We start from the raw sequence: 24,210 nt of genomic DNA on the forward strand, positions 1-24,210 counted from the left end.
GTCCTCCTGGGAAGGGGAAGCTCAGCGGGAACGGCCGGCGCCCGCGCGGAGACCGACCAGCCAGGGCACGGCCCTCGGGTGGTCGACCCGGGTGCGCAGCACGGGAGTCCAGCCCGCGTCGGCCCGCAGCAGTTCCCCGGGGAACTCCGTGTTGTGGACGGCGAGGAGGTCCACCGGCCTGCCGTTCACGTAGTTGCCGACGGTGGTGACGGGCGCGTCCTTCCACTTCTTCAGGATCTTCCCGGCCGGTACGCCCGCGGCGAGCGTGAACGCGTTCTTCTCCGCGACCAGCTGGGACTCCTGCCCGATGCCCAGGCTGTACGCGTAGGCCGTGCTCGGCACCACGAAGTGGTTGTTGTACGCGTCGACCTGACCGAACCGGACCCGGGGTGCCCGCTCGATCACGTTCCTGAAGAGGTTGTGGTGGAGGGTGACCCGCAGCTTCCCCCGGTCGGTGGCGCCCGCGCTGTCGCTGTTGCCGATCATCAGGGTCTTGTCGTGGTCGGCGAAGACGTTCCAGGACACCGTGACGAGGTCCGCGCCCCGCACGATGTCCAGCTCGCCGTCGTGCTGCTGGTAGACCTCCCCGTAGTACGAGGGCAGCGAACTGTCCGGATGGGCCCCGTCGGTGAACGTGTTGTGGTCGATCCACACATGGCTGGAGCCGTACACGACGAGGCTGTCGTACTCGGAGTTCCACGCCCCGGTCGCGCCGTCGGTGGGGTCCCACTGCGGGAAGCAGTCGAGGGGGCTCTCCAGGGTGAGGTCGCGGATCACGACGTTGTCGACGCCCTGCACCTGGAGGCTGGCGCCGGTGATCCCGGCGCTCTTGCCGACACCGGAGATCGTGGTGTTCGACGGCACCTTGACCTTGATCGCCTCGCCCTGGGCGGTCGCGGAGGCGGCCCGCAGCTCCTCCTGGGGGCCGCTGACGGTGTTCTCGTACCCCCAGACGGCCGGGTCGTAGTCGGCGAGGTAGCGGGCGAAGTCGTAGCCGGGGGCCTCGAAGGCGGCGCAGCCGGCGGCGGTCGCGTTCAGCGTGCCCACCACCTTGACGATCCTCGGCTCGGTGCCCGGCACGGCGAGCGCGGCCCGGAACTCCTCCCAGGTGGTGACGGTGAAGACGCGGGAGGCGTCGGCGGCGGCCCCTCCGGTGGTGCCGGTCCCCGTGGACGCCCAGCCGTCACCGGACGGCAGGGTCGCGCGGGCGGGGTCGGCGCCGGGCCGGTGGCCGGCGTGGGCGCCGGCCACGGGGGCGGTGACCGTCAGGGCGAGCGCGGTCGCGGCCACCACTCCCAGGTGCTTGCGTCGGTTCATGGACGGTTCTCCTCGGCATCGGGCCAGGTGATGAGGTCGGTGGGGATCCCGTCGTCCAGGCGGCGCGTCTCACGCGGCGCGAGGACATGGGTGCGGAGCAGCTCGGCGGTGACCAGACGGGCCACCTCGATCGCGCCCAGCGGATTGAAGTGGGTGTTGTCCTGCTCGGTCTCGGTCCAGTTGAAGTACGGCTTCGTCGCTTCGGGGCCGAGCCGTTGCCACAGCGCCAGCGACAGGGCCTCGACGTCGAGGAGCGGGACGTCGGACGCGCGGGCGGTCTCCCGCATCGCCGCCGGGTACGCGCCGAGCGTCCTCTGGGCGCCGCCGTCGGCGTCGAACTTCCGCCGCTCCACGGAGGTGGCGAGCACCGGGAGGGCGCCCCGGGACCGCGCGGCCTCGACGAAGACCCGCAGGTTGTCCTGGTAGGTCGTCCACGGTTCGGTGTAGCGGGAGGGGTCGGCGACCTTCTGGTCGTTGTGGCCGAACTGCACCAGCAGCAGGTCGCCGGGCCGGATCGCCGTCAGGATCGCGTCGAGCCGCCCCTCGTCGAGGAAGCTCTTGGTGCTGCGCCCGTTGACGGCGTGGTTGGCGACCCGTACGCCCCGGTGGAGGAAGAAGGGGAGTGCCATGCCCCAGCCGGTCTCGGGTGCGGCGTCGGCGTACTTCTGGGCGGCCGTGGAGTCGCCCGCGAGGAAGAGGGTGCGCATACGGGGGTGTCCTTGGGAACGGGCCGGGGGAGCCCCGGCCAGGGCGAGCGCGAGACCCGCCCCGGCCGTGACGACCGCGCGGCGGCCTACGCTCACGGGTTCTGCTGCTGCCACTCGGCCTGCGCCGCGTTCAGCTGCTCGGCGAGGTGGTCGAGGAACGCCTTGGCCGTGGTCGTGCCGAGCAGGACCTTCTGGAAGCCGGACTCGTTCTCCGCCTTGGAGATCGAGTTCCAGTCCGGCAGGTAGTACGGCAGCTCCACGATGGTGGCCTCGCCGCTGAACAGGACCTCGGCGCCCAGCTTGGTCGGCTCGGACTCCTGGAGCCACGGGTCCTTGGCGGCGTCCGTGTTGGCCGGGATGGCGCCGGCCGACTTGTTCCACTTGCTGTTGGACGCGTGCGAGGCCGCGAACTCGATGAACTTCCAGGCGGCGGCCTTGTTCTTGCTCGTGGAGAACATGCCGAGACCGTCGACCGGGTTGGAGACCTGCACCCGGGTGCCGTCGTCGAGCGTCGGGTTGGGGATGCCCCGGAACTTGTCCGTGCCGAGCGCCTTCACATGGTCCTGGTAGGAGCCCAGGTTGTGGTTCAGCATGCCGATCTGGCCGCTGTCCCACTGGGCGACCATCTTGGTGAAGTCGTTGTTGACGTCGGCGGCCGGGGTGGTCCGCTTGAACAGGCCGGCGTACTTCTCCAGGGCCGCCACGTTCTTCGGGTCGTTGACGGTGGTCTTCTCGCCGTTCCAGAAGCTGGTGATGCCGCTCTGGCCGTACATGGCGTCCAGGGCCTGCGCGATCGAGCCCGCGCCGCCGCGGATCGTGTAGCCGAAGCGGTTCTTGTCGGTGTCGGTCAGCTTCTCGGCCGCCGCGTAGAACTTCGACCAGGTGGTGGGCGCCGGCAGCCCCGCCGCCTTGAACAGGTCGGTGCGGTAGTAGAGGACGCCGTTGCTGGCCGAGGTGGGGACGGTGAACAGCTTGTCCTGACCGCCCGCCGCCGTGACGCTCGTGACCATGGCGGTGTTCAGCTTGCCCTTGAGCGAGCTCGCCTCGATCCGCGCGTCCAGCGGCTCCAGGGCGTTCTGCGCGGCGATCCCCGCGAGCATCGCCGCGCCGACGCCGCCCACGTCCGGCAGGCCGCCGCCCTGGATCGCGGTGTCGTACTTGGACTGGACCTCCTTGGAGGCGATCCCGACGTACTCGACGTCGATCTCGGGGTTCGCCTTCTCGAAGTCCGCGATGATCTCCTTCCACACGTCGGTGCGGACACCGCCGTTGTTGTCCCAGAAGGTGATCTTTCCCTTGCCCGATCCCTCGGTGCCCTTGTCGCCGGCGCCGCTGCCGTCGTCACCGCAGGCGGTGGCGGTCAGGGCGAGGACACCGGACAGGGCGAGGGCGAGGGCGGCTCTGCGCCGTCCGCCGGGGAAGATGGTCATCGTCGGCTCTCTTCTCTCGGGGTGTTGCGGGGACTTACGGGGGATGTGACGTGGGGGTACGGGAGGGCGTCGGGGACGCCCAGGGGGGAAGGACGTTCAGGCGGGGGTGACGCGGAACGCGGAGAACACGGCCGTCCCGGCATGTCCCGCGCCAGCCGGCGCCCCGGCGAACAGACCGAGCAGCGCGCCGACCCAGCGCCAGGGCGTGGCGGCGAACTCCGGCCCGAGCCGGACCGGCCCGCCGGCGCCGTCGGAGGAGTACGAGAACCGGCAGCGCGCGTCCGCCGTGACCTCGATCCGCAGCAGGACCCGGTCCCCGGACACGGGCAGCGCGTGCGCCGCGTCCCGTTCCCGGTCGGCGTTGGCCGGGGCGAAGCGGTGCACCAGCCGGGCCGTGCCGTCCGGGGCCCGCTCCAGGCCGATCCACGCGTACGCGTCGCCGAGGACGACGAGCCCCGCGCGGGCCCCGGGAGCCCCGGAGTCCAGCCGCAGCCCGACCTCGACCACGAGGGCCCCGGCCGGCAGCCGCTGGGTGAGCACGTGCGGCACGGTCCGCAGATCGTCGAGCCGGTCCGACCGCACACAGCCGAGACGCAGACCGTCCCCCGCGTGCTGACTGGCCCAGCCCTCGACCGGGTTGGCGGTCCACTGCCACTGGCGACCGAACCGCCCGCCGGGAAACGTGTCGTCCACGGCCGGCCGCGCGGGCGGCTGCTCCGGCAGATCCGGCTTGCGGTGCACCCGGACCGGGGCGCCGCCGTCGCCGAGCACCGGCCAGCCGTCCGCCTGCCAGCGCATCGGCTGGAGGTGGACGATCCTGCCGTGCGCGCCCGCCTGCTGGAAGTGCAGGAACCAGTCCTCGCCGCGCTGGGTGCGCACCCAGCCGCCCTGATGGGGGCCGTTGACGTCGGTGTCGCCCTGCGCGAGGACGATCCGCTCCTCGTACGGGCCGAAGAACGACCGCGACCGGAACGCCCCCTGCCAGCCGGTGGCCACGCCCCCGGCGGGCGCGAGGATCCAGAACCGGCCCTCGTGCCGGTACAGCTTCGGGCCCTCCAGGGTGAACCAGCCGGGGATCCGGTCGGCGTCGACGAGGACCTGTCCCTCGTCGAGCACCTTGGTGCCGTCCGGGCTCATCCGGTGTCCGACGAGCCGGTTGTTGAAGCCGGCCCGGGACTTGGCGAAGGCGTGCACGAGGTACGCCTCGCCCGACTCCTCGTCCCACAGCGGGCAGGCGTCGATCAGCCCCCGGCCCGCCTTCACCAGGTGCGGCGCCGACCAGGGCCCCCGTACGGACGGGGCGTTGACCTGGTGGATCCCGTGGTCGGGGTCGCCCCAGAAGATCCAGAAGCGCCCGTCGTGGTGCCGCAGCGACGGCGCCCACACCCCTCGGTCGTGCCGGGGCTCCGTGAACGCGGCGGCCGGTTCGAGCCGCTCCAGGGCGTGGCCGACCAGCGTCCAGTTGACCAGGTCCCGGGAGTGCAGCAGCGGCAGGCCGGGAGCCCGGCCGAAGCTGGACGCGGTCAGGTAGTAGTCCTCGCCCACCCGCAGCACGTCCGGGTCGGACCAGTCGGCCGCGAGGACCGGATTGCGGTACGTGCCGTCGCCCAGGTCCCCGGTGACGGTCGCCGCGCTCACGACGCCACCGCCTTGCGGACCAGGGCCGCGGCGCCGTCCCGGTCGAGCCGGCCGTCGGCGACGACGGTCACCACCCGCCGTACGCAGGTCTCCCCGTCCGCCACCGCGAGCCGTTCCGCGTGGGCGAGCGAGGAGCCGACCCCCGGATACTCTGCGGCACGGACGAACCACGGGTCCTCACGGGTCCGCGCGGTCGCCCCGGCGAACACCAGGGTCCAGCCCTCGCCGGCCAGCGCCACCCAGTCGGAGCGGACCCCGTGCACCGCCTCCTCGCCGTCGGCGTCCGCCCCGAACACCACGGGCGCCGCCGGCTCCTTCGGCGCACGCCAGAAGAAGCCGCCGTACGCGGCGCCGGGCCGGCCGTTCGTCGCCGGGCTGCCGATCGACAGGTCCCGGCCCGAGGTGTTGGTGAGGGAGAACGTGAGGTCGAGCGCCCAGGCGGAGTCGGTGAGCGCGACCGCCGCCACCGTACGGTGCTCACGGAGGAGCCGCTGGCCGCCGGCCGTCCAGCTCAGCTCCTCCACGAAACCGTCCGGGTCGCGGAGCTTGAACCCGTCGTGCCGCTGCACGCCGTGGTTGTCGAGCGCGACCGGGCCGCGGCCGCGGACGAAGGTGCGACCGCCCCAGAAGTTGTGGCCCGCCACATCGGGGACGGCGACCCCGGCGCCCAGGTGGTGCCGGTGGTCCTCCGGCACCGTCTCGGTCACCGGCCGCCCGCCGAGGGTGGTGACGGGGTGGAGGTACGGCCGGGGGGAGTGGTCGGGGGCGAGCTCGGGCCGGGTGGTGTAGCGGGCGACGGCGCGGCCCGCGCAGCGCAGGACCGTCGGGTCCTCCGGTGTCATCGGACCTCCGCCCGGGCCGGCGGCGCCCAGACGGCGCCGAGTTCGGAGAACAGCCTCAGCTCGTCGGCGGCCGCGTCCACCAGGGTGTCGACGCCGTCGACGACCCGGCGCGGCGCGCTGTCGCCCGCTTCGGTGTGCCAGTGCGCGGCGGGGATCTCCCGTGGGTCGGGGGCCGTCCGTACCGCCTCGACCACCCGCATGAACGCGCCGGTCGCCGCCGGCGGCACCCACAGCGCCTCACCGTCGGTGACGTGCGCGACGAGGTTCTCCAGGAGGTCGGTGCGGCCGTACTCGGTCTCCACCGGGCCGTGCCCGGCACGCTGCACGAGGACCCGGTCCTGGCGGTACCAGAACGTGATCCGGCCCTGGCTGCCGTGGACGACCACGTACGGCTCCGAGGACGTCTCGGCGCACAGCGTCACCGCGACCGTCACCCGGACGCCCGCCGAGGTCACCACCCGTACCGCCGAGGTGTCGTCGGCCTCGATGGCGTGGGCGCGCAGCAGCTCGGTCTCGATGTGCGCGACGTCCTCGGCCCGGTCGGCGCCGGCCAGCGCGAGCGCGGTGGCGACGGCGTGCGCGAGGGGGTTGGTGAGCACCCCGTCGACGACGTCGGCCGCACCGAGCCGCCGCCGTCCCGCCCAGGGCGAGCGCCGGAAGTACGCCTCGTCGCGGACCCAGGCGCCTGCCGCGCCGACACCGAGGAGTTCACCGATCGCGCCCTCCTCGACGAGGCGGCGGATCGCGGGCACGGCGTGCGAGCCGAGCGACTGGAAGCCGATCTGGCAGGCCACCCCGGCCGCCTCGACACCCTCGGTCATCCTGCGGAACTCCGCGAACGACGGGGCGGGAGGCTTCTCCAGGAGGATGTGCGCCCCGTGCCGGGCCGCGGTGAGGGCCATGTCGGTGTGCGTCTGGATGGGGGTGCTGAGCACGGCGATCCGGGCGCCGGTCGAGGCGAGCAGCGCTTCGAGGTCGGCGGACTGCTCGGGGTCCCCGATGCCGTCGAGTTCGGCCGCGTCGAGCGGACGCAGCTCGCAGACCCCCGCCAGGCGGACGAGTCCCCGCTCCTCGAGCCGGCGGATGTTGAGGAGGTGGCTGCGGCCGTGGCCGCGGGCGCCCGCGAGGACGACGGGCAGCGGGGTGCGCGTGGTGGTACCGCCCGCGCGGTCCGGCCGGCCGCCGCTCATCCCTTCACCGCCCCGGCGCTGAACCCGGTGACCAGCCACTTCTGGATGAAACCGAAGACGATGACGACGGGGACGGCGGCGATGACGCCGCCCGCCGCGAGCGCCCCGAGGTCGACGCTGTCGGCGCCCATGAGGGTGTTCAGACCGACCGGGATCGTCTGCTTGTCCTGGCTGCTGAGGAACATCAGGGCGAAGAGGAAGTGGTTCCAGGCGTGGACGAAGGCGAAGGAGCCGACCGCGACCAGACCGGGCCTCAGCAGCGGAAGGACGACGATCCGGAAGGCGCTGAAGCGGTTGCAGCCGTCCACCCAGGCCGCCTCCTCCAGGGAGTACGGCACGTTCCTGATGAACCCGCTGATGAGGATCATCGACAGCGGCAGCTGGAACACCGTCTCGGCGATGATGACACTGCCCAGGGAGTTGATCATCTTCAGCTCGGCGAAGATCTGGAACAGCGGCACGAGGAGCAGGGCGCCCGGCACGAACTGGGAGCAGAGCAGGGCCAGCATGAAGCCCTTCTTGATCCGGAAGTCGAAGCGGGCGAGCGCGTAGCCGCCGGCCAGCGCGACGACGGTGGTGCTGATGAGCACCGCCACGCCGATGAGCAGGCTGTTCTGGAAGAAGACGCCGAAGCTGCGCTCGTTCCACACCTTCTCGAAGTGCGCGGTCGTCATCGGCCAGGGCAGCAGCGAGGTGGAGCCGGTCGGCCGGACGGCGAAGAGCAGGATCCAGTAGAAGGGGACCAGGGTGAAGAGGAGGTAGATCCCGAGGGGCAGATAGATCTGCCAGCGGGGCACCTCGTCCCAGGCCCTGCGCCTGGCGCGGGCGGCGGCGGGCGGGGTCCGGTCGGGCGGCTGCGCGGCCCGCTGCGGGGTCGCGCCGGCCGGGGCCGGGCTGAGGGTGGACTCGGCTGTCACTTGCCGTCGCCTCCGAACTTGCTCAGGCGCAGATAGATCACGGAGCAGAAGAGAAGGATCACGAACGCCACCGTGGTGAGGGCGGAGGCGTATCCGAAGTTGTGGGCCTCGACGCTGGTCTCGGCGATGTAGAGCGGCAGCGTGGTCGTCACGCCCGCGGGGCCGCCGCCGGTCAGCGTGTACAGCAGGTCGACGTTGTTGAACTCCCACACCGCGCGCAGCAGCGTCGACAGGACGATCGCGTCCCGGATGTGGGGCAGGGTGATGTGGACGAACTGGCGGACCCGGCCCGCCCCGTCGACCTCGGCCGCCTCGTACAGGTCCTTCGGCACGGACTGGAGGTCGGCCAGGATGAGGATGGCGAAGAAGGGCACCCCGCGCCAGAGGTCGGCGACGATCGCCGCGGGGAACACCGTGGCCGTGTCGGAGAGCCAGGACGTGCCGTACGTGCCGAGGCCCATGTCCGCCAGGTAACGGCTGATGCCCGTCTGCGAGTTGTAGAGCAGCACCCAGATCGCGGAGGTGAGCACGCCCGAGACGGCCCACGGCGAGAAGACCAGGGCCCGGCCCAGGGCGCGGCCCACGAACGTCTGGTTCACGATGAGGGCCAGCGCGAGACCGAAGAGGAGCTGGAGCGTCACCTCGACGACGACCCACTTGAGGCTGAAGGTCAGCGTGCCCCAGAAGTGCGGGTCCTCCGTGAAGATCCGGGTGAAGTTCTCCAGGCCGGCGAAGCCGTTCCGCCAGGGCTTCGTGGGGTTGTGGTGCTGGAGGCTGTAGTAGAAGACGCTGAGCACCGGGTAGGCGATGAAGCCCAGCATCAGCAGTCCGGCGGGGGCGATCAGCAGGTACGGCAGGCGGCGGGGGGCCGCTCCCGTGCGGCGGGGCCCCCGTGCCGCGACGGCTTGGGGCGGTGGGGTCACAGCTGAGGCCATGACGGCGGCTCCGTTCTCGGTGAAGCGCTTCGCGAACGACGTTCGAGACGTGGACAGGTCGGACGGGGTGCGGGCGGCGCGCGCGAGACGGCCCGGTCGGGGGCGCGTGGCGCGGCTGCGGCCGGCGGGGCGTGCGGGCGGGGTCTCAGCCCGCGTACGGATCGGGGGTGGCGCCCGGCCGCGCCAGGAACTCGAAGTCGCAACCGGTGTCGGCCTGCGCGATCTGCTCCATGTAGAGCGCGCCGTAGCCGCGTTCGTACCGGGGCGGCGGCGGTGTCCACGCGGCCCGCCGACTCTCCAGCTCCTCGTCCGTGACGTGCAGGTGGAGCGAGCGCGCCGCGACGTCCAGGGTGATCGTGTCGCCCGTACGGACGAGGGCGAGGGGACCGCCGACATACGACTCGGGCGCCACGTGCAGCACACACGCCCCGTAGCTCGTCCCGCTCATCCGCGCGTCGGAGATCCGCACCATGTCCCGGACCCCCTGCTCCAGGAGGTGGCGCGGGATGGGCAGCATGCCGTACTCCGGCATCCCGGGCCCGCCCTTGGGGCCCGCGCCCCGCAGCACGAGCACGTGCTCGGCCGTGATGCCGAGCGCCGGGTCGTCGATCGTCCGCTGCATCGTGCGGTAGTCGTCGAACACGACCGCCGGACCGGTGTGCTTGAGCAGGTGCGGTTCGGCCGCGATGTGCTTGATGACGGCGCCGTCGGGACAGAGGTTGCCGCGCAGCACCGCCACCCCGCCCTCGGCGGCCAGCGGCCTCGACCGCTCCCGGATCACCTCGTCGTCGTGGACGAGGGCACCGTCGAGCTGCTCCCGCAGCGTGGTGTGGGAGACGGTGGGCCGGTCCAGGTGCAGGACGTCGGTCAGCCGGGACAGGAAGCCCGTCATCCCGCCCGCGAAGTGGAAGTCCTCCATCAGATACCGGCCGCCCGGCCGCAGGTTCGCGAGCACCGGGACCGTCCGCGCGATCCGGTCGAAGTCGTCGAGCGTCAGCGTCACCCCCGACCGCCCCGCCATCGCGATCAGATGGATGACCGCGTTGGTCGAGCCGCCGAGCGCGAGCACCGCCGCGACCGCGTCCTCGTACGCCTCCCTCGTCAGGAGCCGCGAGAGGCGGAGGTCCTGCCGTACGAGCTCCACGATCCGCAGCCCCGAGGCCGCCGCCATCCGGTCGTGCCCCGAGTCCACCGCCGGCACCGACGAGGCACCCGGCACGGTCACGCCCAGGGTCTCGGCGGCGGCCGTCAGCGTGGACGCCGTGCCCATCGTCATGCAGTGGCCGGGGGAGCGGGCGAGCCCGTTCTCCAGCTCCGCCATCTCGCAGTCGCCGATGAGACCGGCCCGCTTCTCGTCCCAGTACTTCCACATGTCCGTACCGGAGCCGAGGGTCTCCCCCCGCCAGTGTCCCGGCAGCATGGGCCCGGCCGGCACGAACACGGTCGGCAGGTCGACCGACGCCGCGCCCATGAGGAGCGCCGGGGTCGTCTTGTCGCAGCCGCCCATCAGCACGGCCCCGTCCACCGGGTACGAGCGCAGCAGCTCCTCCGTCTCCAGCGCGAGGAGGTTGCGGTAGAGCATCGGGGTCGGCTTCTGGAAGGTCTCCGAGAGCGTGGAGACCGGGAACTCCAGCGGGAACCCGCCGGCCTGCCACACTCCCCGCTTCACGGCCTGGGCGCGGTCGCGCAGATGGACGTGGCACGGGTTGATGTCGGACCAGGTGTTGAGGACGGCGATCACCGGCTTGCCGAGGTGCTCCTCGGGCAGATAGCCGAGCTGCCGGGTGCGGGCGCGGTGGCTGAACGAACGCAGCCCGTCCGTGCCGTACCACTGGTGGCTGCGGAGCTCCTCGGGCCGCCGCCCTCCGGGCGCTTCCCGCCGGCCTTCCGGTGCCCCCTGCGCGGGGGGCCGGGTCTCCGGGCCGCTCATGCCGACCAGCCGGCGGCTATCGCGGCGACCTCGGCCCGCTCGCTCTCCGGGAGTTCCCGGCTCGGCGGGCGGACGGCGCGGCGACAGAGACCGAGGGAGGCGAGGGCCTCCTTGACCACGGTCACGTTGTCCGCGCTGCCGTTCGCCGCGCGCAGCTCCTCGAAGCGGCGGATCCGCTCCCACACCTTCATGGCGGCCGGATAGTCGCCCGCCCGCAGGGCGCCCAGCATCTCCAGGGAGACCGCCGGGGAGACGTTGACCAGGCCGGAGGTGAAGCCGGTGGCGCCGCTCGCGAAGTAGGCGGGGGCGTACGGCTCGGCGAGGCCCGCCACCCACACGAACCGGTCGAGGCCCGCGTCCCGGGCGAAGCCGGCGAACCGGGCCGCGTCGGGGACGGCGTACTTCACCCCGATGACGTTGGGGCAGGCGGCGCCGAGCTCGGCGAGCCGGGCCCCGCTCAGCAGCGGGTTGCGGATGTAGGGGACGACACCGAGCTCCGGGACGGCCTCCGCGATGGCCCGGTGGTAGTCGACCCAGCCGCTCTCGGAGACGTACGGGTGGACCGGCTGGTGGACCATCAGCATCCCGGCGCCGACCTCCCGGGCGTGCCGGGCGGCCTCCACGGCCGTCGGCACGTCGTGGCCGACGCCGACCAGGATCGCGGCCCGGTCGCCGGCCTCCTCGACGGTCACCTCGGTGAGGAAGCGGCGCTCCTCGGGGGTGAGGGCGTAGAACTCCCCGGTGTTGCCGTTCGGTGTGAGGGTGCGCACCCCGCCGTCGAGCAGCCGGCGCAGCAGCGCGCGGTAGGTGGCGGTGTCCACGGAACCGTCCTCGGCGAACGGGGTGACCGGGATGGCCACGACGTCCGCGAGGGCCGCTCGCCGGGTCTCGAAATCGATGCTCACGTGCTGCCCGCTCATTCGCTGTCCAGGGGGGAGTGGGGGAAGGCGCGCTCGACGAACGAGGCGATGTGGTCGTGGACGGCCCGGCCGGCGCCGTCGACGTCACCCGCGGCGGCGAGCCGCAGGATCTCCTCGTGCTCCGCCGCCTCGCGCTCCCAGGACGGGACGGCGGCCCAGGCGACGGTGGAGACGAGCGCGGCCTGGTCGCGGACCTCGTCGAGCATGCGGCCGAGCAGCGGGTTGCCGCAGGGCAGGTAGAGCGCGCGGTGGAAGTCCCGGTTGGCCAGCGACCGTTCGGCCGGGTCCTCGGCTCCCGCCGCCCGCCGCAGGGCCTCGTGGGCCGTGTCGAGCGGGGCGCGGGAGGCGACGGCGCGGCGGACCGCCTCGGGCTCCAGGAGCAGCCGCACGTCGTATACGGCGCGGGCCATGTCCGCGTCGACCATCCGGACCGTGACGCCCTTGTACTGGCTCATCACCACGAGTCCGCTGCCCGCGAGGGTCTTGAGCGCCTCGCGGACCGGGGTCTTCGACACCCCGAACCGCGCGGCGAGTTCGGTCTCCACGAGCGCCTGGCCGGGTCTGAGTCCGCCGGTGAGGATGTCGTGCTTGATCGCTTCGAGGACGTACTGCGTGCGGGAGGGGATGGGACTGGGGGCGAAGGACATGGCGCGCTCTCAGATCTCATGTATCGCGTCTCATATATGACGTACGAAGTGCAACGGGCATGAAGCTAGGGGGGCGTGGGTGTTTCGTCAATGCTTCACGCAAGCGTTTTCTACGATGCGGGGCCAGGCCTCCCTCCCGGCCCGGCCGGCGGGGCACCCCCTAGGGTCGGGTCCATGACGAACACGCGGACGGTACGAGGTCCGGAGCAGCGCAAGAAGGACGTCCTCGCACGCCTGACGGAGGAGGTGGACATCTGGGTGGCCTCCGCCGCCGGCGACGGGACGCCGTACCTCGTGCCGTTGGCCTTCCACTGGGACGGGCAGGACGTCTGGCTCTGCACCCGGCTGACCAACCCCACCGGACGCAACCTCGCCGGCGGAGGCCGGACGCGCCTCGCGCTCGGCCACACCCGGGACGTCGTGCTGCTCGACGGCGACGTGACGACGCTCCCCGTCGCGGAGGTCCCGACGGCGGTGATCGAGGAGTTCGCGGCGAAGTCGGGCTGGGACCCCCGCGGCTCGGGCCCCGCGTACGTCTGGTTCCGCGTCCGTCCCACCGCCGTGGAGGCCTGGCACGAGGAACCCGAACTCGCCGGCCGCCACCTCATGCGGGGCGGCGTCTGGGTGGTCTGAGGCGCCGGGCCGCCTCTCCGACCGGCGACCCGGTCTGGTCCTCGCCGTGGCGGGGGTGCTGCCGCTCGCGGAGCGGCCGCCGTGGCGGGGGTGCTGCTGCTCGCCGGCCGCTCTGCCGTCGCCCTGCTCGCGGAGCGGCCCGCAGTCGCGGGGCTACTGTTGCTCGCCCGCCGCCCGCCGCCCGCCGCCCGCCGCCCGCCGCCCGCCGCCCGCCGTCGCCCTGCTCGCGGAGCGGCCCGGTCCTCGCCGTGGCGGGGTGACTGCCGCTCGTCGGCCGGCCCGCCGTCGGCCTGCTCGCGGAGCGGCCCGCCGTCCTGGTCGGTCTCGTCCTGGTGCAGGGCTCACTGCAGTTCGCGCTCGACGGCACCCTGATCGCCCGCGCCCTGTACGCGGTGGCGTAGGCCCCACCAGGGCCGGTGCCTACGCCACCGCTCTCGACCTCGGCGCCGTCGTGGGACCTCTGTTCGGCGCCGCCACCCTCGGCACCGCGGCCGGGCCCCTGGGTCCGTTCCGGGGCGGTGCCGGGTTCGTCGCGGCCGCCCTGTCCGTCGGCCTCGCGGCCGTCCCCGCCCGCCGCGAGGCCGACGGGCCGTGGAGCGGGCGGACGTTCGCGCCGGGCGCGGACGCAGGGGAGCTTCCGCACGGACTCGGGGGCGCGGCAACCATCCCGCACGGATTCCGGGGACGCGGCAACCTTCCCGCGCCCGGCGGCGACAGAGACGTAGCCACCCGTCCCCCGCCGCGAAGGAGGTGCCCGTCCCATGGCTCCCGTCGTCCTCGGTGGTACGCGGCCCGATCCGGCACCTTCCTCCGCACCCAGCGAATTCGAAGCGCTTCGACAATCCCGTCCCGCATCGCGCCTGACCAGAGGTCTCTCACGCTCATGTCCTCGCCTTCGCGCCCCAGTTGACCTGACTCGCAGGGGCTGAAACCGGTGGAGTTTATCGGGAACGACTCTTGCCGCGCCTGTGACGTTCACTTAACCTCGCAGCAATGTCGAAGCGCTTCGACTCACCCGTCGACAGCGCCCGGGGTTCGCCCCGCCCGCACCATCTCCACCACCGCCGCCGGCCGGCACCTCCGCGGTCGCCGTTTGTCCTGGCGCGTGCCATGAAGGGTTGACGCAATGACGCCGAACGCCGTCTCCAAGGGCTCCCGGACATCTCCCCCGAGCCGGCGGGGCTTCCTCGCCTCCACCGCCGTCGCCGCCGCGGCGGTCGCGGGCGGCGCACCGCTGCTCACGGCCTGCGGCGGCGGAACGGACAACGGGAAGAAGGACGGCACCACCAGCGGCAAGGACGCGGCGAAGCTCCTCCCCGCCTTCGTCCCCAGCACCGTCGTCGCCCCCGACATCGCCCCGAAGAACGGCTCGGCGGCCGGCTTCACCCGCGCCCTGCCGAGCGCCCAGCTCAAGGCCTCCGTCGCCGCCAAGCGGGGCAAGGGCGGCGCCGTCACCATCATGGCCCCCTTCTGGGGACCCCCGCCCGCCCCCGGCAACCCGTACTACGCGGCCATGAACGAGGCCATCGGCGTCCGGGCGACCTGGCAGAACCAGGACGGGAACGTCTACGACCAGAAGCTCGGCGCCGTCCTCGCCTCCAGCGAGATCCCCGACGTGGTCGTCGTCCCCGGCTGGAACCTCGGCGGCAAGATCCCCAGCGCCATCGACGCCAAGTTCGAGGACCTCGGCCCGTACCTCTCCGGCGACAAGGTCAAGGCCTACCCCAACCTCGCGGCGATCCCCACCGACGCCTGGCAGCGCTCCCTGTTCGGCGGCAAGCTGCGCGGCCTGCCCATGCCGGCCTCCTACGTCACCAACATCGCGCCCTTCTACCGCAAGGACCTCTTCGAGGCGAAGGGCTGGCAACTCCCGCGGAGCGCCGACGAGTTCCTGGCCCTCGCCAAGGAGATCACCAGCGCCAGGGCCAAGGTGTGGGCCTGCGGGGACATGACCTGGACGGCGTACAACATGTTCGGCGTGCTGTCCGGCAGCGACAAGGCGCTCGGCTGGCACCTGGTCGACGGCAAGATGATCAACCGTATCGAGACCCCCGAGTACCTCGAAGCCCTGGAGTGGACCCGCAAGCTCTACGACGCCGGGGTCGTCCACCCCGACGAGAAGACCCAGAACCAGGGGGACACCGGCAACCGCTTCACCGCCGGCCAGTGTCTGATCTACAACAACGACCTCTCCCACTGGTACGCCAAGTCCTCCGAACAGGCTGCGCAGAACCCGTCGTTCGCCATGGGCGCGATGGACATCCCCGGCCACGCGGGCGGGCTGCCGAAGCTGTGGGCCACCAACCCGGCCAACATCTGGGCGTTCGTCAGGAAGGGCAGCTCCAAGGCGGTGATCGAGGACGTCCTCGCCATCGCCGACTTCACCGCCGCCCCTTACGGCACCAAGGAGCGGATGCTCACCGACTACGGCGTCGAGGGCGTCCACCACACCGTCGAGGACGGCTTGCCGGTCAAGACCGACCAGGGGAACCAGGAGGTCAGCAGCTCCTGGATGTTCGTCGCGAGCCCCGCCCCCTACATCGCCCACCCCGACACCCCCGACGTCACCCGGGCCATGATCGAGTGGCAGCAGCGCATGGGCGCCGTCACCTCCAAGTCCTCCTTCTACGGCATGACCGTCACCGAGCCGTCCCGGTGGACCGGACTCATGAACGACTTCGAGCAGCTGGAGAAGGACGTCGTCCGCGGCCGCAAGAAGGTCTCCGACATGCAGCAGGCCGTCTCCGAGTGGAAGACGAAGGGCGGCGACCAGCTCCGCGACTGGTACCGCAAGCTCCTCGACGCCACCGGCTCCGCGGCGAGCTGACCGTGAGCACGCTCGACACCCGGAGAGCCGACCCGGCCGCGCGGGCCACCGCCGGCCGGCCCCCGCGCGGCGACCGCCGGGGCCGCCGCCAGCGCCGTACGGACCGCCGCCGGAGCCGTACGGACGGGCGCGTCCCGCTCGGCCGGCGGCTCCGGCGCGACCGGACCCTCCTCCTCATGACCGTCCCGGCCCTCGCCCTCGTCGTCGTCTTCCACTACGTCCCGATCCTGGGGAACGTGGTCGCCTTCCAGGACTACGACCCGTACGTCTCGACCAACGGCGTCACCGCCGTCCTGGAGAGCCCATGGGTCGGACTCGCCCAGTTCGAACGGGTCTTCTCCGACCCCGGGTTCTGGCACGCCGTCGAGAACACCCTCGTCCTCTTCCTCCTCCAGCTGCTGCTCTTCTTCCCGGTGCCCATCGCGCTCGCCCTGCTGGTCAACAGCGTCCTGCGGCCCCGGGTCAGGGCGGTCGTCCAAGCCGTCCTGTACCTGCCGCACTTCTTCTCCTGGGTGCTCGTCATCACGGTCTTCCAGCAGATCCTGGGCGGGGCCGGCATCATCGCGCAGACCCTCCGACAGCACGGCTACGAGGGCTTCGACCTCATGACCGACCCGGGGATCTTCAAGTTCCTCGTCACCGCCGAGGGCATCTGGAAGGACGCGGGCTGGGGCGTCATCGTCTTCCTCGCCGCGCTCGCCGCCGTCAACCAGGACCTGTACGAGGCCGCCGCCATGGACGGCGCCGGGCGGTGGCGCCGGATGTGGCACGTCACCCTGCCCGCCCTGCGGCCCGTCATCGCGCTGCTGCTCGTCCTCCGCGTCGGCGACGCACTGACCGTCGGCTTCGAACAGCTGCTGCTCCAGCGCGACGCCGTCGGGCCGGGTGCGGCCGAGGTCCTCGACACCTTCGTGTGGTGGACCGGCCTGCGCAGCCAGGACTTCAGCTACGCGGCCGCCGCCGGTCTCGTCAAGGGTGTCGTCGGCCTCGTCCTCGTCCTGTCGGCGAACAAGATGGCCCACCTCATGGGCGAGCAGGGGGTGTACCGGAAGTGAACCAGCGTCCCAGGTCCCGGTGGGCGGCGCCCGCCCGACCCGTCTGGGAGGAGCCGCCCGGCAGGGCGGGCCTCGCCGCCAAGGGCGCGGTCCTCGTCCTCGCCTGCCTCGCGGTCCTCTTCCCGCTGTGGATCGTGGTGGTCACCAGCCTCTCCTCCAAGAAGACGATCACGGAGACCGGCGGTCTGGTGATCGTCCCCAGGGACCTCACCTTCATCGCCTACCAGGAACTCCTCGGCGGCGGGCAGGTCACCCGCGCCGCCGTCGTCAGCGTCCTCGTCACCCTGACCGGCACGCTCTTCTCGATGGCCGTGTCGATCCTCTGCGCGTACGGACTCTCCCGGCCCGGCTCGCTCGGCCACCGCTTCATCCTGCTGACCCTGATGGCCACCATGTTCTTCGGGGCCGGCCTCATCCCCACGTACCTGCTGGTGCAGACGCTCGGGCTGACCGACACCTATCTCGCGCTGATCCTCCCGAGCGCCGTCAGTGTCTTCAACATCCTCGTCCTGCGCGGCTTCTTCATGGGGGTCTCACCCGAACTCGTCGACAGCGCCCGTATCGACGGCGCGGGAGACCTGCGGATCCTCTGGCAGATCGTGATGCCGCTCTCCCGGGCGGTCATCGCCGTCATCACCCTGTTCTACGCGGTCGGCTACTGGAGCGCCTGGTTCAACGCCTCCATCTACCTCAGCGACCAGAACATGATGCCGTTGCAGAACGTCCTCATCCAGCTCGTGCAGAAGCAGGAGATCCCCGTCGGCCTCGGCCAGGCCGTGAAGGCGGGGAACCTCTCCGGACTCGCGGTCCAGATGGCCGTCATGGTCCTCGCCCTGCTCCCCGTCGCCGTCCTCTCGCCCCTCGTCCAGAAGCACTTCAGGAAGGGCATGCTCACCGGCGCCGTCAAGGGCTGAGCCCACCCCGAAGCCCTCACCTCCCAGGGAGAGCCCGATGCCGAGCCCCGACGACATGACCCGAACGCGCCGCGCCCGCGGGACCGCGGCCGGAACCGGGACCGGTCCTGGCGGCGAGGAGGCGTCCGTCCGCCACGGCACCTGGGAACCGGCGCCCGCCGCCCGCTGGGAGGACGCCTTCCTCGCCGGAAACGGCCGGCACGGCGCGCTGGTCTTCGGCGACCCCGAGGACGACCGGCTGATCGTCACCCACCACACCCTCGTACGGCCGAACAACCCGCCCGGCACCACCGCGCCGCCCCGGCTCGCCGCCGCACTGCCCGCCCTCCAGGACGCCCTGCTCGCGGGTGACCGGTGGGCCGCCGACGAATTCACGGACGGGCGGCCGCTGCGCTGGGTGCGGCCCTTCCACCCCGGGTTCCTGACCCGGATCCGCCGTGCGCCCGCCGTCCCCGCCCTCCCCGTGCGCCGCGCCGTCGACTTCGCGACCGGGGTCGTCTCCTGCCGGTACGGGGAGCGGCGGGCGGAGGTCTTCGTCTCCCGCGCCGACGACGTCATCGTCCAGTACGTGACCTCCCCCGGCCCCGTCGTCGAGATCGAGCTCGACCACCGGCTCCCCGGCGTCCCCGCCGACCTCGGGGCCGGCCGCGGCGTCGCCACCGCCCGCGGGGAGACCGTCCTCACCCTGCGGGCCCGCTACCCCGGCAGCACCGCCGGCTACACCGGCCTCACCCTCCTGCTCACCGACACCGGACGCACCACCGTCACGGCCTCCGGCATCCGCGTCGAAGGTGCCGAGCGGCTGCTGCTCCTCACCCGGGTACGGCGGCACGAGGGGGATCTCGACCCGACCGGGGAGACAGAGGCCCTGCGGACTTTGGCGGGTGGCGGGTCGTCCGCCGACCCCGCCTCCCTCCACGCCCGGCTGCTCGCCCGTCACACCGCCCTGCACGGCGCCGCCTACCGGCGTGTCACCCTCGACCTCGGCGCGGACGAGACCGAACGGGCCCTGCCGGGCTCGGCCCTGCTGCGCCGGCCCGACAGCACCGCCCTCCTGGAACGCCTCTTCGCCGCGGGCCGTTACCACCTGCTCTCCTCCTCCGGTACGGGTCCGCCCCGGCTCACCGGCCTCTGGACGGGCGACTGGGAGACGGCCTGGTCGGGGGCGTACACCACCGACGCCAACCTCAACCTCCAGACAGCGTCCGCCGTCGCCGCCGACCTCCCCGAGGTGACGGACGCCCACGCGGCCCTGCTGCACGGGCAGGCGGGGGACTGGCGGGACAACGCCCGCGCGATCTTCGGCGCCCGTGGCGTCGTCGCCCCCGCCCACACGGACGGCGTCTCCGGGCACGCGTACCACTTCAGCCGGGAATACCCCCTCCACCTGTGGACGGCGGGTGCCGACTGGCTCCTCAAGCCGCTCCTCGACGCCGAGGAGGCGAGCGGACGGCAGGACCCCAGGACGACGGAACTCCTCGCCGAACTGGCGCTCTTCTACGAGGACTTCCTCACCCGCACCGGTCCCGACGGGCGGATCGCGATCGTCCCCTCCTACTCGCCGGAGAACCGGCCGCGCGGAGGGAGCGCGGGCGCGGTCAACGCCACCATGGACATCGCCGCCGCCCGGCACGCCCTGCGCGCCGCCGCCGACCGCGCCCCGGCGCGGGACGCGGCCCGCCTGCGGGCGCTCGCCGACCGGCTCCCGGAGTACCGGGTCAACGACGACGGAGCGCTCGCCGAGTGGGCCCGGCCCGGACTCCGCGACCGCTACGACCACCGGCATCTCAGCCACCTCTACCCCGTCTGGCCGCTGGACGAGATCAACCCGTACGACACCCCCGCCCTCGCCGCGGCCGCCCGGCGCGCCCTCGAACTCCGGGGCACCGAGAACGACTCGGCCCACGGGCACCTCCACCACGGCCTGATCGCGGCCCGGTTGGGGGACGCCGGGCGCACGGGCGCCGCGCTGGCGCGCGTCCTCACCGGCGACCACTTCCACGACTCCCTGATGAGCGCGCACTACCCGGCCCGCGACGTCTACAACGCCGACGCCGCCCACGCCCTGCCCGCGCTCCTCGTCGAGGCCCTCGTCCAGTCCGCGCCCGGACGGCTCGTCCTGCTGCCCGCGCCACCGGACCGGTGCCCACGCGGCCGGCTCACGGGCGTCCGGACCCGCTTCGGCGCCCGCCTGGACCTGACGTGGTCACCGGGGTCGTACCGCGCGGTCCTCCGTCCCGACCGGGACGCGGACATCGACCTCAGGTCCCCGACGGGCACGACCCGCCTCGCACTGCGCGCGGGCGAGGAACGGACGCTCGGCTCCTGAGCGCACGGCAGGGGACCGGCAGGTCCCGAGGACACGCGCGGGGACGGGCGGTCTCCCGGAGTGCGCGCACGGACCGGCGCGTGCCGGCTCCCGAGGAACGCGAACCACCTCGCGCCGCGCGGGTGACGCGTCGGCGCTCAGCTCCCGAGCGTCCGTGGCGAGGGTCCCGAGCTGTCCCGTACGGTCAGCTCGGGCGTGAGGAGTTCGACTCCGACGGCGTCCTCCGCCTCCGGCCGGGCCAGGCGGGCGACGAGCCGCTCGACCGCCCTGCGGCCCAGCTCCTGCGCCGGGATCGCCACCGAGCTCACCGCCACCGAGGCCTGGGCCGCGATCTGGTCCGCGCAGACCGCGACCACCGACACGTCCTCCGGTACGGCCCTGCCCGTGCGCCGCAGCAGCGTGAGCAGCGGCTCGACCGCCGTCTCGTTCTGCACGACGAAGGCACTGGTCGCCGGCCGCTCGTCGAAGATCCGGGCGAGCACGCCCGCCACGGCGTCGTGGCCGCCCTCGCAGGGCCGGTGCAGCAGCCGCACCCCGAGCCCGGCCGCCCGGTCGCGCAGCCCGCGCAGGGTCCGTTCGGCGAAGCCCGTGTGCCGGGCGTAGACACCGGGGGACTCGCCGATCACCGCGATCTCCCGGTGTCCGAGACCGGCCAGGTGCTCGACGCAGAGCGCGCCGGCCGCCGCGAAGTCCAGGTCGACGCAGTTCAGCCCCCCGGGATCGGCGGGCATGCCGACCAGGACGGCCGGCGGGCCCTCCGCGCGCAGCACCGGCAGCCGCTCGTCGTCGAGTTGCACGTCCATCAGGATCACCGCCTCGGCGAGCCCGCTGCCGGTGACCCGGCGCAGCGCCGCCGGGCCCTCCTCCCCGGTGAGGAGCAGGACGTCGTAGCCGTGGGCCCGGGCGGCGGTCGCGACGGCGACCGCGATCTCCAGCATCACCGGGACGTACATGTCGGTGCGCAGCGGCACCATGAGCGCGATGATCCGCGAACGGCTGCTGGCGAGCGCGCGGGCGCCGGCGTGGGGCTGGTAGCCGAGCCGGTCGATGCTCTCCCGCACCCGCTGCCGGGTGTCGTCCGAGATGGGCCGCTTGCCGCTGAGGACGTAGCTCACCGTGCTGGCCGACACCCCGGCGTGCCGGGCGACCTCGGCAAGCGTGACCATCCGTTCTCCCCGCGGGCAGTGACTGAGGCGAATCGCTTCGACGACGTCTGTCGAGCTCCGGTCGAATCCGTCGGACGATCACGTCGACAGGCTCAGCGAGACCGTAACGCGCAGGAGTTGACGTGTCCAGAGATCGTGCTCAGACAGATCGAAGCGCTTCGACACGGAAGGTCTCGTGGGGGATCGTGGCCGCCCGGACGGTTCGCCGCGGGCCCTCGTGGTGGTCGGTCCGGTCCGCGTGCGGGGTGCGTGGCCGCCTGGGCGGTCCGCCGCGGGCCCCCGCGCTGGCAGACCCCGGCCCGGGTCCAGCGGGGGCCCGTGGCCGCCCGGACGGTTCGCCGCGGGCCCTCGTGGTGGTCGGTCCGGCTCGCGTGCGGGGTGCGTGGGCGCCCGGGCGGTCCGCCTCAGGCCCCCCGCCGGCGGACCCGGCCCGGGTTCCGCGGGGGACCGTGGCTGCCCGGACCGTTCGCCTCAGGCCCCCGCCGCGGCGGACCCGGTCCGCTTGCCGTCACGCCGCTCCCGCGGCTGGCGCATCCGGCTCACCGGGCCGAAGACCTCCCGGTCGTCGAGGAAGCCCTCCAGGGCGAAGGCGGCCGCGCCCCGGGTGACCGCGTTGTGCGGCACCGCGCTGCGCCGCAGCGACGCCGCCCGGTGCGGCAGCGGCAGCGCGTGCCGGGTGACCGCCTCGTACGTGGCGCTCAGCAGGCGCTCGCCGAGCAGGTCGACGACCTGGTTGCCGAGGACGAGGACCCGGGGGTTGAGCAGATTGACCAGGTTCGCCGTCGCCGCGCCCAGGTAGCGCCCGGTGCGGTCGATGACCTCGACCGCCGTCGGATCCCGGTCGTCTGCCGCGCGCGCCAGGGCGGCGACCGTGGCCGCGTCGTCGGTGCCGGTAGCCCGCTCGTCGCCGGGTGCCAGCTCGCGCCAGGTCTGGGCGATGCCCCGGGTGCTGACGTACGCCTCCACGCAGCCCCGGTTGCCGCAGGTGCAGAGCCGGCCGTCGATCTCGAGGCAGGTGTGGCCCCATTCGCCCGCGCTGTTGGTGAACCCCCGGTAGAGCTGGCCGCCGATCGCGATCCCGGCGCCGACCCCGGCCCGCAGGGTGAGCACGACCAGGTCGTCCACCTCCCGCCCGGCGCCGAACCACAGCTCGGCGACGGTGCTGGCGCGCAGCGGGTTGTCGAGCCGCAGCGGCAGCCCGAGGCGTTCGTCGAGCAGGGCGCGCAGCGGCACCTCGTGCCAGGACCAGTACGGGGAGAAGGAGGACACCCCGCCCTCGCGCTCCACCATGCCCGGCACGCTGACGCCCACGCCGAGCACGCGCGCGCGGGGCACCGTGGAGACGCGCAGCAGTTCCTCGACGCACCCGGCGAGCTGCTCGACCACGTCGGCGGGCCGGACGTCGCCCGGGGGGAGCGGGCGCGCGACGGAGTGCCGGACGTCCAGGGCCAGGTCGAAGAGTTCCGCCTGGACGCTGGTCTCGGCGATGTCGACACCGATCAGCGCGCCCCGGTCGGCGTTGACCGCGAGCCGTGCGCGGGGGCGGCCGCCGCTGGAGTCCTCGTGGCCCGCCTCGACGAGGACGCCGGCCTCCAGGAGTTCGGAGGTCAGATTGGCGACGGTGGCGAAGGAGAGGCCGGTCGCGGCCGCGAGGTCCTGGCGGCTGACGGCGTCGGCCCCCGCGTAGAAGCGCCGAAGGACCTCGAAGCGGTTGAGGCGGCGAATGTCCTGCGACGTCCGCTTCAGCATGGCTGGTGTCCTCCGCTCGTACGGCCCCGGGTGGGCCTCCGCTACCGCGATCTTATTCAAAGGGTTGGAAGAAGCGGCGGGCGGCATATTTACAACCGTTAGACGAAGCCGTAGTTTTTTGCCTGCCGCACCACCCGCCGACCGAGGAGGCCAGATGCAGCACCTCAGGGCCGAACCCTGTTCCCCCCTGCCAGGACGTCTGACGGAAGGGCCCGTCTGGGACGACCGGCGTCAGGAACTGCTCTGGGTCGACATCCCCGACGGCCTCGTCCACCGGGCGGCGCTCACCGACGAGCAGGGACGATCCGACCTCGCGCCCGTCGCCACGCTCCGGTTCGACCGTCCCGTCGGCGCCGTCCTGCCCTGCGCCTCGGGAGCCCTGCTCGTCGCGGCCGGCACCTCCTTCCTGCGCCTGGAGCAGGACCGTCCGGTCACCGAGGCCGTCGAGATCGCCGCGCCCGTGCTCCCCGACGACGGCCTGCCGCGCCGGATGAACGACGCCGCCGTCGACCCCGCGGGCCGCCTCCTCGCCGGGACCATGGCGTACGACGAGAGCCCCGGCGCCGGCGCCCTCTACCGCCTCGACAGCGAGGGCCTCACCACCCTCGTCGACTCCGTCACCATCTCCAACGGCCTCGGCTGGAGCCCCGACGGAACCCGCCTCTACTACGCCGACAGCCCCACCGGCAGGGTCGACGTCTTCACCTACGACACGGTGACCGGCGCCCTCGGCGACCGCCGCCCCTTCGCGGTCATCGACAGCGGCCTCCCCGACGGCCTCACCGTCGACAGCGAGGGACGCGTGTGGGTCGCCGTGTGGGGAGGCGCCGAAGTGCTCGCCTTCACCCCCGACGGCGCCCCCCACGCGCGCGTGGAGCTGCCCGCCTCCCACGTGACGAGCTGCGCCTTCGCCGGACCCGACCTCGACGTCCTCGTCATCACCACCGCGACCGTGGGCCTCGACGAGGACCGCCGCCGCGCGGAACCCGACGCGGGCCGCCTCTTCACCTGCCGCCCCGGCGCCCGCGGCCTGCCCACCCCGCCGTACGCCGACCGCTGAGCCG

19 protein-coding genes are annotated in these 24,210 nt (G+C 73.0%); 6 read left to right on the forward strand and 13 right to left on the reverse strand.

Annotation, left to right across the window (positions count from 1 at the left end; translation table 11 throughout):
• Positions 1 to 21: 21 nt before the first annotated feature.
• From AMK29_RS15430 to AMK29_RS15480, 11 genes are all read right to left on the reverse strand, one after another.
• Complete coding sequence (locus AMK29_RS15430) at positions 22 to 1,317, reverse strand: pectate lyase family protein (RefSeq protein ID WP_073813073.1); 1,296 nt, start codon at positions 1,315 to 1,317, stop codon at positions 22 to 24.
• Complete coding sequence (locus AMK29_RS15435) at positions 1,314 to 2,120, reverse strand: rhamnogalacturonan acetylesterase (protein ID WP_073813075.1); 807 nt, start codon at positions 2,118 to 2,120, stop codon at positions 1,314 to 1,316. The genes AMK29_RS15430 and AMK29_RS15435 overlap by 4 nt, the downstream gene beginning before the upstream one ends.
• A complete protein-coding gene (locus tag AMK29_RS15440; protein WP_073813078.1) occupies positions 2,117 to 3,454 on the reverse strand; it encodes an ABC transporter substrate-binding protein in 1,338 nt (445 codons plus the stop codon). The genes AMK29_RS15435 and AMK29_RS15440 overlap by 4 nt, the downstream gene beginning before the upstream one ends.
• A gap of 96 nt (positions 3,455 to 3,550) precedes the next feature.
• Positions 3,551 to 5,092, reverse strand: coding sequence for a glycoside hydrolase family 43 protein (locus AMK29_RS15445; RefSeq protein ID WP_241845377.1), 1,542 nt, complete (start codon positions 5,090 to 5,092; stop codon positions 3,551 to 3,553).
• Positions 5,089 to 5,934 (reverse strand): PmoA family protein, encoded by an 846-nt coding sequence (locus AMK29_RS15450; RefSeq protein WP_073813081.1) that lies wholly within the window; start codon positions 5,932 to 5,934, stop codon positions 5,089 to 5,091. The genes AMK29_RS15445 and AMK29_RS15450 overlap by 4 nt, the downstream gene beginning before the upstream one ends.
• A complete protein-coding gene (locus AMK29_RS15455) occupies positions 5,931 to 7,124 on the reverse strand; it encodes a Gfo/Idh/MocA family protein (protein WP_073813084.1) in 1,194 nt (397 codons plus the stop codon). The genes AMK29_RS15450 and AMK29_RS15455 overlap by 4 nt, the downstream gene beginning before the upstream one ends.
• Entirely contained in the window at positions 7,121 to 8,041 is a 921-nt protein-coding gene (locus tag AMK29_RS15460; protein ID WP_073813086.1) for a carbohydrate ABC transporter permease, read from the reverse strand. Before AMK29_RS15460 ends, AMK29_RS15455 begins: the two co-directional genes overlap by 4 nt.
• Positions 8,038 to 8,976 carry a carbohydrate ABC transporter permease gene (locus AMK29_RS15465; RefSeq protein WP_073813089.1) on the reverse strand — a complete coding sequence of 313 codons (939 nt, stop codon included), beginning with the start codon at positions 8,974 to 8,976 and terminating at the stop codon, positions 8,038 to 8,040. Before AMK29_RS15465 ends, AMK29_RS15460 begins: the two co-directional genes overlap by 4 nt.
• A gap of 145 nt (positions 8,977 to 9,121) precedes the next feature.
• Positions 9,122 to 10,906 (reverse strand): L-arabinonate dehydratase, encoded by a 1,785-nt coding sequence (araD, locus tag AMK29_RS15470; RefSeq protein WP_073813091.1) that lies wholly within the window; start codon positions 10,904 to 10,906, stop codon positions 9,122 to 9,124.
• On the reverse strand, positions 10,903 to 11,826 hold the full coding sequence (locus AMK29_RS15475; RefSeq protein WP_073813094.1) for a dihydrodipicolinate synthase family protein: 924 nt from the start codon (positions 11,824 to 11,826) through the stop codon (positions 10,903 to 10,905). The genes araD and AMK29_RS15475 overlap by 4 nt, the downstream gene beginning before the upstream one ends.
• The gene (locus tag AMK29_RS15480) at positions 11,823 to 12,473 is read right to left on the reverse strand and encodes a GntR family transcriptional regulator (protein ID WP_073813096.1); all 651 of its coding nucleotides are present in this window, start codon (positions 12,471 to 12,473) and stop codon (positions 11,823 to 11,825) included. Before AMK29_RS15480 ends, AMK29_RS15475 begins: the two co-directional genes overlap by 4 nt.
• A 174-nt stretch (positions 12,474 to 12,647) precedes the next feature.
• Between AMK29_RS15480 and AMK29_RS15485 the strand changes: the two genes are divergently transcribed.
• The 5 genes from AMK29_RS15485 to AMK29_RS15505 all read left to right on the forward strand — a co-directional run bounded on the left by AMK29_RS15485 (position 12,648) and on the right by AMK29_RS15505 (position 20,231).
• Positions 12,648 to 13,106: a pyridoxamine 5'-phosphate oxidase family protein gene (locus AMK29_RS15485; protein ID WP_073813099.1), complete on the forward strand. Its 459-nt coding sequence runs from the start codon at positions 12,648 to 12,650 to the stop codon at positions 13,104 to 13,106.
• A 1,126-nt stretch (positions 13,107 to 14,232) separates the two neighbouring features.
• Positions 14,233 to 15,933: an extracellular solute-binding protein gene (locus tag AMK29_RS15490; protein WP_073813102.1), complete on the forward strand. Its 1,701-nt coding sequence runs from the start codon at positions 14,233 to 14,235 to the stop codon at positions 15,931 to 15,933.
• Positions 15,930 to 16,988, forward strand: coding sequence for an ABC transporter permease (locus AMK29_RS15495; protein WP_073813823.1), 1,059 nt, complete (start codon positions 15,930 to 15,932; stop codon positions 16,986 to 16,988). The genes AMK29_RS15490 and AMK29_RS15495 overlap by 4 nt, the downstream gene beginning before the upstream one ends.
• Positions 16,985 to 17,902, forward strand: a complete 918-nt coding sequence (locus AMK29_RS15500; protein ID WP_073813104.1) for a carbohydrate ABC transporter permease — start codon at positions 16,985 to 16,987, stop codon at positions 17,900 to 17,902. The genes AMK29_RS15495 and AMK29_RS15500 overlap by 4 nt, the downstream gene beginning before the upstream one ends.
• Positions 17,903 to 17,939: 37 nt before the next feature.
• Positions 17,940 to 20,231 carry a glycosyl hydrolase family 95 catalytic domain-containing protein gene (locus tag AMK29_RS15505; RefSeq protein WP_241845379.1) on the forward strand — a complete coding sequence of 764 codons (2,292 nt, stop codon included), beginning with the start codon at positions 17,940 to 17,942 and terminating at the stop codon, positions 20,229 to 20,231.
• Positions 20,232 to 20,368: 137 nt separating this feature from the next.
• Here AMK29_RS15505 and AMK29_RS15510 read toward each other — a convergent pair whose 3' ends face one another.
• Both AMK29_RS15510 and AMK29_RS15515 read right to left on the reverse strand, forming a co-directional pair.
• Positions 20,369 to 21,397 carry a LacI family DNA-binding transcriptional regulator gene (locus AMK29_RS15510; RefSeq protein WP_073813106.1) on the reverse strand — a complete coding sequence of 343 codons (1,029 nt, stop codon included), beginning with the start codon at positions 21,395 to 21,397 and terminating at the stop codon, positions 20,369 to 20,371.
• A 471-nt stretch (positions 21,398 to 21,868) separates the two neighbouring features.
• Positions 21,869 to 23,146 carry an ROK family protein gene (locus AMK29_RS15515; RefSeq protein ID WP_073813107.1) on the reverse strand — a complete coding sequence of 426 codons (1,278 nt, stop codon included), beginning with the start codon at positions 23,144 to 23,146 and terminating at the stop codon, positions 21,869 to 21,871.
• A gap of 154 nt (positions 23,147 to 23,300) precedes the next feature.
• Here AMK29_RS15515 and AMK29_RS15520 point away from each other — a divergent pair, with 154 nt between their 5' ends.
• Entirely contained in the window at positions 23,301 to 24,206 is a 906-nt protein-coding gene (locus AMK29_RS15520; protein ID WP_073813110.1) for an SMP-30/gluconolactonase/LRE family protein, read from the forward strand.
• The last annotated feature ends 4 nt before the right edge of the window (positions 24,207 to 24,210 follow it).

Origin of the sequence: Streptomyces sp. CB02261 (assembly GCF_001905665.1) — a bacterium.
Taxonomy (GTDB): Bacteria; Actinomycetota; Actinomycetes; order Streptomycetales; family Streptomycetaceae; genus Streptomyces.

Coding starts and splice junctions, on each gene's coding strand:
- AMK29_RS15430 (WP_073813073.1), bottom strand. CDS start 1,317: ATGAACCGACGCAAGCACCTGGGAGTGGTGGCCGCGACCGCGCTCGCC.
- AMK29_RS15440 (WP_073813078.1), bottom strand. CDS start 3,454: ATGACCATCTTCCCCGGCGGACGGCGCAGAGCCGCCCTCGCCCTCGCC.
- AMK29_RS15450 (WP_073813081.1), bottom strand. CDS start 5,934: ATGACACCGGAGGACCCGACGGTCCTGCGCTGCGCGGGCCGCGCCGTC.
- AMK29_RS15455 (WP_073813084.1), bottom strand. CDS start 7,124: ATGAGCGGCGGCCGGCCGGACCGCGCGGGCGGTACCACCACGCGCACC.
- AMK29_RS15465 (WP_073813089.1), bottom strand. CDS start 8,976: ATGGCCTCAGCTGTGACCCCACCGCCCCAAGCCGTCGCGGCACGGGGG.
- araD (WP_073813091.1), bottom strand. CDS start 10,906: ATGAGCGGCCCGGAGACCCGGCCCCCCGCGCAGGGGGCACCGGAAGGC.
- AMK29_RS15475 (WP_073813094.1), bottom strand. CDS start 11,826: ATGAGCGGGCAGCACGTGAGCATCGATTTCGAGACCCGGCGAGCGGCC.
- AMK29_RS15480 (WP_073813096.1), bottom strand. CDS start 12,473: ATGTCCTTCGCCCCCAGTCCCATCCCCTCCCGCACGCAGTACGTCCTC.
- AMK29_RS15485 (WP_073813099.1), top strand. CDS start 12,648: ATGACGAACACGCGGACGGTACGAGGTCCGGAGCAGCGCAAGAAGGAC.
- AMK29_RS15490 (WP_073813102.1), top strand. CDS start 14,233: ATGACGCCGAACGCCGTCTCCAAGGGCTCCCGGACATCTCCCCCGAGC.
- AMK29_RS15505 (WP_241845379.1), top strand. CDS start 17,940: ATGCCGAGCCCCGACGACATGACCCGAACGCGCCGCGCCCGCGGGACC.
- AMK29_RS15510 (WP_073813106.1), bottom strand. CDS start 21,397: ATGGTCACGCTTGCCGAGGTCGCCCGGCACGCCGGGGTGTCGGCCAGC.
- AMK29_RS15515 (WP_073813107.1), bottom strand. CDS start 23,146: ATGCTGAAGCGGACGTCGCAGGACATTCGCCGCCTCAACCGCTTCGAG.
- AMK29_RS15520 (WP_073813110.1), top strand. CDS start 23,301: ATGCAGCACCTCAGGGCCGAACCCTGTTCCCCCCTGCCAGGACGTCTG.